We start from the raw sequence: 12,861 nt of genomic DNA, 5'->3' as shown, positions 1-12,861 counted from the left end.
CACAATCAGTCGAAGAGCAGGCACAAAGCGCCCGACCCTCCCGGGCAGCCCATGGGGAACGGCCTACTCGGCGAAATCAAAGGCCTGTTTGCGCGGGTTACGTACTTGGAACGACCCTGCTTGCGCTTCTTGACACCCGGGTATCCAGCGAACCGCGACGGGTGATTAAACGCACACCCGGCAAGTCCTTTACACGACCCGCCACGGAATCAGCACGATTCCGTCCGATGTGCTCCTGCAGGTGTGCCCTTCACCCGCCTGATGTCGACGAATCACCTCGAAACCATTCGTCAGACGCACTTTGCAGACCGTGCGCAAGGCCGAGTTCGGCTTCTCGGAGTAGGTGGTGTACACACGGTGCAAAAAAAGCCCCCCGTTTTTGTCGGGCAATGTTCCCAGCGCAAGAGCGACCTGCTCTTGGTGCGGATTGCCATCGCGAGGATTGCGCACCAACTGGTTATGGTTGGCATGTTTCACCCTATATTCCCCAGTGCAGCAGACGCTCGGCGAGACGCTCGCTGAGGTCAGCAAAAAAGAAAAAACAAAAAAAACCAGGCGGGACCAGATGGGCCGCCTGGCAGATTTCAGTGATACGGCCGACGCGCGTACACGCCGTCGGCGACCAAAGACCGGGGATTCTAGGTCTATCACGCTCCAAGTCAAGCAATCGGTTGGTCCTCGGAGCTCTCTTCGGTCGCTGAAAAGGTCATCGTCGAGCAATACGCTGCGGACAGCGACATCCTCGCCAGCGGCATTCTTCTTGCGCGTGTTGTGATAGGCGAGTCCGGTCCCGGCGGGTATCAGGCGGCCGACGATGACTTTCTCCTTGAGGCCACGCAGCTCGTCACGCTTGCCCATGATCGCCGCCTCGGTCAGCACCCGCGTCGTCTCCTGGAAGGAGGCCGCCGAATGAACGAATCGGTAGACAGGGAGGCCTTGGTAATCCCCAACAGGACGTGCTCGTAGGTCGCCGGAAGCTTGCCCTCGGCGACGATGGCGTCGTTCTCGTCGAGGAGATGTGCGCGTTCAACCTGCTCGCCCTTGATGAACTTGGTGTCCCCGGGGTCCAGGACATTTACCCGACGCAGCATCTGGCGAACGATCACCTCGATGTGCTTGTCGTTGATCTTGACGCCCTGCAGGCGGTACACGTCCTGAACCTCGTCCGTGATGTAGACCGCCAGCGCCTCAACGCCGAGCAAACGCAGAATGTCGTGCGGGTCGGGCGCACCATCGACGATCGACTCCCCTTTATTCACCACCTGTCCATCATGAACCAGAACGTGCTTGTCTTTCAGAATCAGGTACTCGTGGGTGTCACCGTCAAGATCGGTAATCACCAGGCGCTGCTTGCCCTTGGTGTCCTTGCCAAAGGACATGGTGCCGGTAAACTCGGCCAGCATGCCGGCATCCTTCGGCGTGCGCGCCTCGAAAAGTTCCGCTACGCGCGGCAAGCCGCCGGTAATGTCCCTTGTCTTCGCCGACTCCTGCGGAAGGCGCGCGAGCACGTCGCCAACCGAAATCGTTTGTCCGTCGAAAACATTGATGATCGCCCCCACCTGGAAGGTGATCGTCACCGCCTGATCGCTGCCGTGCATCTTCACTTCCTCGCCGCTCGGCTCGAACAGCCTGACCTGCGGGCGCAGCCCTTTGCTCGGCACCTTGCCACCCCGTTTCGGATCGATGACCACCAGCGTAGACAGGCCGGTGACTTCGTCGATCTGCTTGGCAACGGTGACGCCTTCGTCGACGTTCTCGAACTTCACCAGGCCGGAGTACTCGGCGATGATCGGCCGTGTATGGGGATCCCACGCCGCCAGGCGGGTACCGGCCTTGACCGCCTCGCCGTCGACGACACGTAGCGTCGCCCCGTAGGGGACCTTGTGCTTTTCGCGTTCGCGCCCGCTGTCATCGGTAATCAGAATCTCACCGGAACGCGTGATGACGATTTTCTCGCCTTTGGCGCTGGTCACGTAGCGCATGGTCGACGTGAAGCGCACGACGCCGATGCTGTGCGTCTCCACGTGGCTGGCGACGGCCGCACGCGAGGCGGCGCCGCCGACGTGAAATGTACGCATGGTCAGCTGCGTTCCCGGCTCGCCAATCGACTGTGCGGCCATGACCCCAACCGCTTCGCCGACGTTGACCGGTGAACCGCGACCAAGGTCTCGGCCGTAGCACATGGCACACAGACCATAGCGCGTATCGCAGGTCAGCGGCGTACGCACCTTGACTTCGTCGATTCCCAGACGGTCGATCAGATCGCAGTGATCCTCGCAGATCAGCGTTCCCTGCTCGATGATGGTTTCGTCCGAATCAGGGTCGATCACGTCGGCAGCGGTCACGCGGCCAAGAACGCGCTCACGAATCGCTTCGATCACCTCACCGCCTTCGATCAGCGCTTTCCTGGTCACGCCGTTGCTCGTCCCGCAATCATCCTCGATTACCACCAGATCCTGCGTCACGTCGACCAGTCGCCGCGTCAGGTAGCCCGAGTTGGCTGTCTTCAGCGCCGTATCGGCAAGACCCTTGCGGGCACCGTGCGTCGAGATGAAGTACTGGAGAACGTTCAGACCCTCGCGGAAGTTCGTCGTGATCGGCGTTTCGATGATCGAGCCATCCGGCTTGGCCATCAGACCACGCATGCCGGCCAGCTGGCGAATCTGGGCGGCAGAACCGCGCGCGCCGGAATCGGCCATCATGAAGATCGAGTTGAACGACTCCTGCCGTTCCGTAACGCCCTGGCGGTTGACGACTTCCTCGTGACCGAGTTGATCCATCATCACCTTCGCCACCTGATCGCCGGTGCGTCCCCAGATATCGACAACCTTGTTGTAGCGCTCGCCGTTGGTAACCAGTCCATTGGTGTACTGGTTTTCGATTTCCTTGACCTCGTCTTCGGCCGCGGCGATGATCTCGCGCTTCTGTGACGGCACCAACATGTCGTCGGAGCAGATCGAAATGCCCGCACGGGTCGCCAGTCGATAGCCATTCTGCATCAGCTTGTCGGCAAAGACGACGGTTTCCTTGAGACCACAGCGACGGAACGCCGCGTTGATCAGCTTCGAGATTTCCTTCTTCTTGAGCGTCTTGTCGATCAAGCTGAAGGGCAGTCCTTTCGGCAGGATCTCGGAGAGCAGCGCGCGACCGGCGGTGGTCTTGTAGCGCGTGACCTTTTCCTGCCAGCCGTTCTCGCCATCACTCTCGTATTCGGTGATGCGCACCGAGACACGTGCGTGCAGATCGAGTTCGCCGGCCTGCATGGCGCGCGTCACTTCGGCGAGATCGGGGAAGATCATTCCCTCGCCCTTGGCGTTGATATCCTCGCGGGTGGCATAGTAGAGACCGAGAACGATATCCTGCGAGGGAACGATGATCGGCTCGCCGTTGGCCGGCGACAGGACGTTGTTCGAGGCCAGCATCAAGGTCCGCGCTTCCATCTGCGCTTCCAGCGACAGAGGCACGTGAACGGCCATCTGGTCGCCGTCGAAGTCGGCGTTGAAGGCCGCACAGACCAGCGGGTGCAGCTGGATCGCCTTGCCTTCGATCAGCGTCGGCTCGAAAGCCTGAATACCCAGACGGTGCAGCGTTGGCGCCCGGTTGAGCATGATCGGATGCTCGCGGATCACCTCTTCCAGGATGTCCCAGACGACGGCTTCCTGGGTCTCGACCATTTTCTTCGCCTGCTTGATGGTCGTCGCCAGGCCCATGCCTTCGAGGCGGTTGAAGATGAAGGGTTTAAACAACTCGAGAGCCATCAGCTTCGGCAGACCGCACTGATGCAGCTTGAGCTGCGGACCGACGACGATGACCGAACGACCCGAGTAGTCGACGCGTTTGCCGAGCAGGTTCTGGCGAAAACGACCGCCCTTGCCCTTGATCATGTCGGCCAGCGACTTCAGCGGACGCTTGTTGGCGCCGGTCATTGCCTTGCCACGGCGACCGTTGTCGAGCAGCGAGTCAACAGCTTCCTGGAGCATGCGCTTTTCGTTGCGCACGATGATCTCCGGCGCCTTCAATTCGAGCAGCCGCTTCAGGCGGTTGTTACGGTTGATGACTCGACGATAGAGATCGTTGAGGTCCGAGGTGGCGAAGCGGCCACCGTCCAGCGGCACCAGCGGACGCAGATCGGGCGGCAGGACCGGCAGGACTTCGAGCACCATCCACTCGGGCTTGATGCCCGACTTCTGGAAGCCCTCGAGAATCTTCAGGCGCTTGGAGAACTTCTTGCTCTTGGTCTCCGAAGTGGTGGTCTCGAGTTCGGAGCGCAGCGTCTCGACTTCGCGGGCGAGATCGATGGAACGGAGCAGTTCGCGGATGCCTTCGGCACCCATCGCCGCGTAGAAGTCGTCGCCATACTCTTCGACCTTCGCCAGGTAGTCGTCCTCGGTCAACAGCTGCGCACGTGCCAGCGGCGTCATGCCCGGATCGTAGACCACGAAGGCCTCGAAGTAGAGCACGCGCTCGATGTCACGCAGGGTCATGTCAAGAACCATGCCCAGACGGCTGGGCAGGCTCTTCAGGAACCAGATATGGGCAACCGGGCTGGCCAGGTCGATGTGTGCCATGCGCTCACGGCGAACCTTGGCCAGCGTGACCTCGACACCGCACTTCTCGCAGATCACGCCACGATGCTTGAGCCGCTTGTACTTGCCGCAAAGGCACTCGTAGTCCTTGATCGGGCCGAAGATCTTGGCGCAGAACAGGCCATCACGCTCCGGCTTGAAGGTACGATAGTTGATCGTCTCTGGTTTCTTCACTTCGCCGTAGGACCAGGAGCGGATCTTGTCCGGCGAGGCGAGACCAATGGTGATCGCATCGAACTGCTCTTCCTGCGTCACCTGCCTAAACAAATCAAGCAGTGCTTTCATCTTTTGCTCCAGTGAGGAGTGGGGTGTCAGGGGCCGGGAGCGCAACGGTCGGCAAACCGACCGCGACGCTCACCCCTCGGCAAACAATCAGAAACGTTCGAGATCGATGTCAATCGCCAACGAACGGATTTCCTTGACCAGGACGTTGAAGGATTCGGGCATCCCGGCCTCGATCTTGTGGTCACCCTTGACGATGTTCTCGTACACCTTGGTCCGGCCATTCACATCGTCGGACTTGACGGTCAGCATTTCCTGCAGCACGTACGAGGCACCGTAGGCTTCAAGGGCCCACACTTCCATTTCTCCGAAGCGCTGGCCACCGAACTGGGCCTTTCCGCCCAGTGGTTGCTGGGTAACCAGCGAGTACGGGCCCGTCGAACGCGCGTGCATCTTGTCATCAACCAGGTGGTGCAGCTTCAATACGTGCATGTAGCCGACCGTCACCTGACGCTCGAAGCGCTCGCCAGTGCGACCATCGTACAAGGTCATTTGCCCGGACTCCGGCATCCCGGCCAACGCCAGCATGCCCTTGATCTCGGATTCCTTGGCGCCGTCGAAAACCGGCGTCGCAAACGGCACGCCCGCCTCGAGGTTGCCGGCCATTTCCAGAACCTCACCGTCGCTCAGCTGATCGATGTCCTCTGATTTGCCGGTACTGTTGTAGATCTGATCAAGGAAGCCGCGCACCTCCGTTGCCGTCGCCTGGCGACGCAGCATTTCGCCAATTCGGAAACCCAGGCCTTTGGCGGCCAGCCCGAGGTGGACCTCGAGAATCTGTCCAACGTTCATCCGCGACGGAACGCCAAGCGGGTTGAGGACGATATCGACCGGGTGACCGTCGGCCATGTAGGGCATGTCTTCGACGGGAACGATGCGGGAAACGACGCCCTTGTTGCCGTGCCGGCCGGCCATCTTGTCGCCCGCCTGCAGGCGACGCTTGACGGCGACGTACACCTTGACCATTTTCTGCACACCCGGCGGCAATTCGTCGCCCTGGGTGAGCTTCTTGCGCTTTTCTTCGAAGGCGACGTCGAAACCCTTGCGCGTCTGCTCGAGGCCATCACGGAGCGACTCCAGCTGATGTGCGACTTCGTCGTCAGCCATGCGGATGTCGAACCAGTGATGGGGCTCGATACCGTCCAGGTACTCCTGAGTCACCGCCGATCCCTTGGCCAGCCGCTTCGGACCGCCATTGGCAGGCTTGCCAACGATCATCCGCTCGACCCGGGCAAATGCGTCGCGTTCGACAATGCGCAGCTGGTCGGCAAGGTCCAGCTTGTAGCTGCGCAGATGGTCGTCAATGATCGACTGCGCACGCCGGTCACGCTCGATTCCCTCGCGGGTAAACACCTGCACATCGATGACCGTGCCGGCAATTCCCGACTGCACGCGCAGCGACGTGTCTTTCACGTCGGACGCTTTTTCACCAAAGATCGCGCGCAGCAGCTTCTCTTCCGGGGTCAGCTGGGTCTCGCCTTTCGGCGTCACCTTGCCGACCAGCACGTCGCCGGCTTCGACCTCGGCACCGATGTAGACAATCCCCGATTCGTCGAGGCGCGCCAGTTGCGACTCGCCGAGCGACGCAATATCGCGGGTGATTTCCTCGGGACCCAGCTTGGTGTCGCGCGCAACGACCGTCAGCTCCTCGATGTGGATCGAAGTGAAACGGTCCTCGGCAACCACCCGCTCCGAGATCAGGATCGAATCCTCGAAGTTATAGCCGTTCCACGGCATGAACGCGACCAGCATGTTCTGGCCAAGCGCCAGCTCGCCCTTGTCGGTCGACGCCCCATCGGCGACCACGTCACCCCTGGCGATCACATCTCCGACGCGCACCAGCGGCCGCTGGTTGATGTTGGTGTTCTGGTTGGAACGGATGTATTTCACCAGGTTGTAGATATCGACGCCCACTTCGCCGGGCCCGGTCTCGTTGTCGTTGACGCGCACCACGACCCGCGAGGCGTCGACGTAGTCGACCACCCCACCGCGCAGGGCCTGCACTGCGGTTCCCGAGTCCACCGCCACCGTGCGCTCGATGCCGGTACCGACCAGCGGCTTTTCCGGTCGCAGGCAGGGAACCGCCTGCCGTTGCATGTTGGCGCCCATCAACGCGCGGTTGGCGTCGTCGTGTTCAAGGAAGGGAATCAGCGAAGCAGCGACCGAAACGATCTGGCTCGGCGCGACGTCCATGTACTGCACACGCGCCGGCTCGGCGAGAATCGTTTCGCCTTTCTCGCGACAGGTCACCAGTTCGTCGGTAAGCACGCCAGCCTCGCCAAGCTCGGAGTTGGCCTGGGCAATGATGTACGCGCCCTCTTCGATCGCCGAGAGGTACTCGATCTGATTGGTCACCTTGCCGTCGACCACCGTGCGGTACGGCGTCTCAAGAAAGCCGTACTCGTTGGTCCGGGCATAGAGCGCCAGCGAGTTGATCAGACCGATGTTCGGGCCTTCCGGTGTTTCGATCGGACAGACCCGACCGTAGTGCGTGGGATGCACGTCGCGCACTTCGAAGCCCGCACGCTCGCGCGTCAGGCCACCCGGGCCAAGGGCCGAAACGCGGCGCTTGTGGGTGATCTCGGAGAGCGGGTTGGTCTGATCCATGAACTGCGACAGTTGGCTGGAACCGAAGAACTCCCTGACCGCGGCGCTGATCGGCTTGGCGTTGATCAGATCGTGTGGCATCAGGTTGTCCGACTCAGCCTGCGACAGGCGTTCCTTGACGGCACGCTCGACGCGTACCAGGCCGGCCCGGAATTGGTTCTCGGCCAACTCGCCGACCGAGCGAACACGGCGATTACCCAGATGGTCGATGTCGTCGACTTCGCCACGACCATTGCGTAACTCGACCAGCAACTTGATCACTTCGACGATATCGCGCGGCGACAAGGTCAATTGCTCGCGCACTTCACCGCTGGCACCGGCAGCTTTGAGCTGCTCGAACAAGGCCAGCGCCGCCGTTTCGGTCATGTTTTCGGCGATCGCCCGCGCCCCGTGGTTCAACTCGCCGAGAAGCTCGATCCCTGGCGCCGCTGCACCCAGGGCCTCAGTGAGCAGATTGACGATAGCTTCACGCTTGGAAGGCACATGCTTGAGCATGATCTTGTATTCGACGACGTCCTTGCGGGCCACACGCCGGTTGAACTTCATGCGCCCAACGGCGGAAAGATCGTAACGGTCGTCGGAGTAGAACAGACCGTTGAACAGAATCTCAACCGCTTCTTCCGTGGGCGGCTCGCCAGGGCGCATCATGCGGTAGATGGCGACGCGTGCTGCCTGCCTGGATATCGTATCGTCTGCGCGCAGGGTCTGCGAGATGAAACCACCGCGGTCGAGGTCGTTGATATACAGGGTGTGCAGCGACTCGATACCGGATTCGACGAGCTTCGCCAGCAGCGACTCGGTAATCTCGTCGTTGGCAGTGGCGAGAATCTCGCCACTGCTCTGGTCGATGACGTCCTCGGCGACAACCCGTCCGATGAGGAAGTCGTCCGGAACGGCGACCTGCTTGATTCCGGCGGCGTCGAGTTCGCGGATGTGCTTGGCCGTGATGCGCTTGTCCTTGGCGATGATCAGCGCCCCGGAGGAATCGTTGAAGTCGAAGCGTGCCACTTCGCCGCGCAAGCGCTCGGGAACCAGCGCGAATTCAATCACGCTCTTGCCGAGAATGAAGGTGTCAAAGTCGAAGAACTCGCGCAGTATCATCTGCGGCGTCAGTCCGATGGCCTTCAGCAAGGTCGTAACCGGCATCTTGCGACGTCGGTCGACGCGGAAGAAGAGCAGATCCTTGGGATCGAACTCGAAGTCCAGCCATGAGCCGCGGTAGGGAATCACCCGCGCCGAAAAGAGCAGTTTCCCGGAACTATGGGTCTTGCCGCGGTCATGCTCGAAGAACACCCCGGGCGAGCGGTGAAGCTGCGAGACGATGACCCGCTCGGTACCGTTGATGACGAAGGAGCCGGTGGTTGTCATCAAGGGTATTTCGCCCATGTAGACTTCCTGCTCCTTCACTTCCTTGATCGTATCGGGAGTCTCGCGATCGAGGATGACCAGGCGCACCTTTGCGCGCAGGGCCGAGGCAAAGGTCAGACCGCGCTGGTGGCATTCCTTGACGTCGAAAGCCGGCTCCGAAAGCGCAAAGCTGACGAACTCCAGGCGCGCATTGCCACTATGGCTGACGATTGGAAAAATAGAGGAAAACGCAGCCTGCAAACCCTGATTCTTGCGTTGCGCTACGGGCGTCGTCTTCTGCAGGAAAGCAGAAAATGACTCCAACTGGGTAGCCAGCAAGTACGGCACTTCAAGCACGCTGGCGCGCTTGGCGAAGCTCTTGCGGATACGCTTTTTCTCGGTGTAGGAGTAGTTCATGGTCGCTCCGAACTCAGACGGCAAAACCTCTAGCGCGCACCGGCGAGAGTCGCAAGACCCGCCAGTCCGCAACGGACAAAAGCAATACGACTAGCAGCACAACGAGTACTCGGGCACTCATTTCTCTGTCGCTACTCGGCATTGCGTTTGCACGCTGCACAGCCCTGCGCCCGCGGCGCAAAGCCGTTTCCAGAAAAGCACAAAAGGGCTGACAGCCGAAAAGCTGCCAGCCCAGGCACCGGGTCGAAATTACTTGACCTCGACCTTGGCCCCCGCATCCTCAAGAAGCTTCCTGAGAGCGTCGGCGTCGGCTTTGGAAACGCCTTCCTTGATCGCCTTCGGCGCGCCATCAACGAGGTCCTTGGCCTCTTTCAGGCCCAGGCCGGTCGCTGCACGAACGACCTTGATCGTCTCGACCTTCTTCTCGCCGCTGGCCATCAGCATGACCGTAAACTCGGTCTGCTCTTCAACCACCGCTGCGGCTGCCCCAGGCGCAGCAACCGCCATGGAAGCGGCCGAGACGCCAAACTTCTCTTCGAACGCCTTGACCAGGTCGTTCAGGTCCATCACCGTCATCGTGCCAACGGCTTCGAGGATGTCTTCTTTGCTAATCGCCATAATCAATAAACTCCTAAATCTGAATACTTGTAAAAGCTGACAGCGCGGTCAGGCAACCGCATCTTCACGTTGTTTAGCCAAGGCAGCGAGCGCACAGGCAAACCCGGTCACCGGCGCCTGCATCATGCCCAGCAACTGGGCGAGCAGTTCCTCGCGACTCGGAATCGCGGCTAGCCTCTGTACGCCAGCGACGTCGAGAAGCTCACCCGCGTAGCTGCCAGCCTTCACGACCAGTTTGTCGTTAGTCTTCGCGAAGTCATGCAGCACTTTGGCCGCCGCTACCGGATCCTCCGAGATGCTGTAAATCAGCGGCCCGGTCAATTGCCCGGACAACTCGGCAAAAGCACTACCCTGCACCGCCCGACGCACCAAGGTGTTTTTCAGTACGCGCAGATAAACACCGGCAGCACGCGCCTGCGCCCGCAAGCGCGTCAGGTGAGCCACCTGCAAACCGCTGTACTCGGCGACGACTATCGTCTGTGCACCAGCCACCTTGGCCGACACCTCGGCCACGACGGCTTTCTTTTCATCAAGATTAAGACCCACAGGCCCTTCCTCCCTTCAAGTCAACAAACGGCGCCTCAATCAGCCTGCGCCGCACCCACGGCGACCTTGGATCAGGGGTGGCAACGACGGCCTTGGCGGGTCGCTGCGAATTCCTTTTCTGGGCACACCATCTCTGCAGGCTGCTTGCACACTTAAGCTTCCGGCGAAAAGCCCTCGGCACCTGCGGTCTTTGACGATCCATCGACGGCGCCAGCACGGCACCGCAAACGGCCCAACAAAGTTCCTGGCCGGAGCACGTCACGAAACGACGTACGCCGGCTCTCTATATCGCTTGTTTCGATTCTCTACAGCGTCGTAGCATCGACGCGAATACCCGGTCCCATGGTGCTGGAGACGGCAATGCGCAGCAGATACTGCCCCTTGGAGGTTGCCGGCTTGGCCTTGATCAGCGCATCGACCAGCGCCTTGAGGTTGAGCAGCAATTTGTCCGCGTCAAACGACGCGCGCCCGATCGTGCTGTGGATGATGCCGGCCTTGTCGGTGCGATACTGAACCTGCCCGGCCTTGGCGTTCCTGACCGCCGTCGCCACGTCCATGGTCACCGTGCCGACCTTGGGGTTTGGCATCAGCCCGCGCGGCCCCAGGATCTGACCCAGTTGGCCAACGACGCGCATCGCGTCGGGCGTGGCAATCACGCGGTCGAAGTTCATCACTCCGGACTTGATCTCTGCGGCCAGGTCTTCAAAACCGACGATGTCGGCACCGGCTTCGAGGGCCGCCGCCGCCTTGTCACCCTGCGCGAAGACGGCAACCCGGATCGTCTTGCCGGTACCGGCGGGCAAAACGACCGAGCCGCGGACGATCTGGTCAGACTTGCGAGGATCGACCCCAAGACCTACGGCAACATCGATCGATTCGTCGAATTTGGCTGTGGCAAACTCCTTGGCCAGCTTCAGCGCTTCGCCAACCGCCAGGCTGGCCGTGCGATCGACCTTGCCCTTGACCGCTTTTTGACGCTTGCTCAACTTCGCCATCTCAAACACCCTCCACCGTGACGCCCATCGCTCGGGCACTGCCGGCGATCGTGCGAACTGCTGCATCCATGTCGGCCGCCGTCAGGTCGGGCATTTTCTGCGTGGCAATGGCCTCGCATTGTGCCCGGGTCAGCGTGCCAACCTTGTTGGTCAATGGCTTTGGACTACCCTTCTGCAGGCCAATGGCCTTCTTGATCAGGATGGTTGCCGGCGGCGTCTTCATGATGAAGGTGAAGCTCTTGTCGGCGAAGGCGGTGATCACCACCGGAATCGGCAGGCCCGGCTCCACGCCCTGCGTCTGGGCATTGAACGCCTTGCAGAACTCCATGATATTCAGGCCGCGTTGTCCAAGCGCCGGTCCAATGGGAGGCGATGGATTCGCCTTACCCGCAGGCACCTGCAGTTTGATGTAGCCAGTGATTTTTTTTGCCACGGTAGGAATCTCCTTTAGACGGGTTCAAACGCGCTCGTGACAGCGCTCCCCAAACGACAAAGGCGGCCCGGGAGCCGCACTACTGCGGCGCGCCAGGAAACTCACGCACCGCGACTCAACTGCAGGATCAGGCTTTCTCGACTTGAGCGAACTCGAGTTCGACCGGCGTCGGACGGCCGAAGATGGTCACCGAGACGCGAAGACGGTTCTTCTCGTAATTCACCTGCTCGACCGCGCCGTGAAAATCGGTAAAAGGACCGTCCTTGACGCGGACAACTTCGCCTGGCTCGAAAAGCACTTTGGGGCGCGGCTTTTCAACGCCTTCCTGGATTTGCTGCATGATCTTGTCGACCTCCTTTTCGGAGATCGGCGTCGGCTTGTTGGCCGTTCCACCGACGAAACCGGTGACCTTTGGCGTGCTCTTGACGAGGTGCCACGAATCGTCGTTCATTTCCATTTCCACCAGCACGTAGCCGGGGAAGAACTTTCGCTCGGAAATGCTCTTCTGACCCATCTTGAGCTCAACCACCTCCTCGACCGGCACCAGAATCCGGCCAAAGGAATGCTCCATCGCCTGTCGCTGGATGCGTTCGAGGAGTGCGCGCTGCACACTCTTCTCGAAGCCGGAATAGGCGTGTACAACGTACCAGCGCATGCTCATGATTGCCTCCAGCCAAGAACCAGGTCGTAGAGAACCCACTCGAGGCCCTTGTCGGTCAACCAGAGAAAGACCGCCATCACCACCACAAACGCGAACACCAGACCAGTGGTCTGGATGGTTTCTTTGCGCGACGGCCAGACCACCTTTTTCGCCTCGGTGGTGGCATCCTTGGCAAAACCAAAAAACTGACGCCCGGGCTCGGTCTGCCAGGCGACGACGACAGCCAGCGCCGCCCCGGCCAAGACGGCAAGGACACGCAGGATCATCGCCTGCTCGACGAGCAGGTAGAAGCCAGCGATGCCGGCGACGAGCAGCAATACCGCCAACGCAAACTTTAACTTATCGGCCATGTGGTCCGCTTTGTTTACT

The 12,861-nt window shown here is 60.7% G+C and carries 7 protein-coding genes and 2 pseudogenes; all 9 read right to left on the bottom strand.

From position 1 onward, the window contains the following. Positions 1-71: 71 nt before the first annotated feature. A pseudogene (gene rpsL, locus QZ613_RS21190) lies at positions 72-357 on the bottom strand (30S ribosomal protein S12); the annotation flags it as partial. A 381-nt stretch (positions 358-738) separates the two neighbouring features. Next, positions 739-4,871 (bottom strand): annotated as a pseudogene (gene rpoC / locus QZ613_RS13790) (DNA-directed RNA polymerase subunit beta'); the annotation flags it as partial. An 87-nt stretch (positions 4,872-4,958) separates the two neighbouring features. Continuing rightward, positions 4,959-9,239 carry a DNA-directed RNA polymerase subunit beta gene (gene rpoB, locus QZ613_RS13785; RefSeq protein ID WP_043565807.1) on the bottom strand — a complete coding sequence of 1,427 codons (4,281 nt, stop codon included), beginning with the start codon at positions 9,237-9,239 and terminating at the stop codon, positions 4,959-4,961. A 249-nt stretch (positions 9,240-9,488) separates the two neighbouring features. Next, a complete protein-coding gene (gene rplL / locus QZ613_RS13780) occupies positions 9,489-9,857 on the bottom strand; it encodes a 50S ribosomal protein L7/L12 (RefSeq protein WP_043565809.1) in 369 nt (122 codons plus the stop codon). Positions 9,858-9,905: 48 nt separating this feature from the next. Beyond that, positions 9,906-10,403: a 50S ribosomal protein L10 gene (gene rplJ, locus QZ613_RS13775; protein ID WP_043565813.1), complete on the bottom strand. Its 498-nt coding sequence runs from the start codon at positions 10,401-10,403 to the stop codon at positions 9,906-9,908. A gap of 305 nt (positions 10,404-10,708) precedes the next feature. Further along, on the bottom strand, positions 10,709-11,398 hold the full coding sequence (gene rplA / locus QZ613_RS13770; protein WP_043565815.1) for a 50S ribosomal protein L1: 690 nt from the start codon (positions 11,396-11,398) through the stop codon (positions 10,709-10,711). Between the two features lies 1 nt (position 11,399). After that, the gene (rplK, locus tag QZ613_RS13765) at positions 11,400-11,831 is read right to left on the bottom strand and encodes a 50S ribosomal protein L11 (protein ID WP_043565817.1); all 432 of its coding nucleotides are present in this window, start codon (positions 11,829-11,831) and stop codon (positions 11,400-11,402) included. Between the two features lie 127 nt (positions 11,832-11,958). After that, positions 11,959-12,492, bottom strand: coding sequence for a transcription termination/antitermination protein NusG (gene nusG / locus QZ613_RS13760; protein WP_043565819.1), 534 nt, complete (start codon positions 12,490-12,492; stop codon positions 11,959-11,961). After that, entirely contained in the window at positions 12,489-12,842 is a 354-nt protein-coding gene (gene secE, locus QZ613_RS13755) for a preprotein translocase subunit SecE (RefSeq protein WP_043565822.1), read from the bottom strand. Before secE ends, nusG begins: the two co-directional genes overlap by 4 nt. Positions 12,843-12,861: the final 19 nt, after the last annotated feature.

It is taken from the genome of Candidatus Accumulibacter sp. ACC005 (genome assembly GCF_907163215.1).
GTDB classification, from domain to species: domain Bacteria; phylum Pseudomonadota; class Gammaproteobacteria; order Burkholderiales; family Rhodocyclaceae; genus Accumulibacter; species Accumulibacter regalis.
The sequence above is the reverse complement of the archived record's forward strand: the minus strand, read 5'-3'. Positions and strand labels throughout refer to the sequence as shown.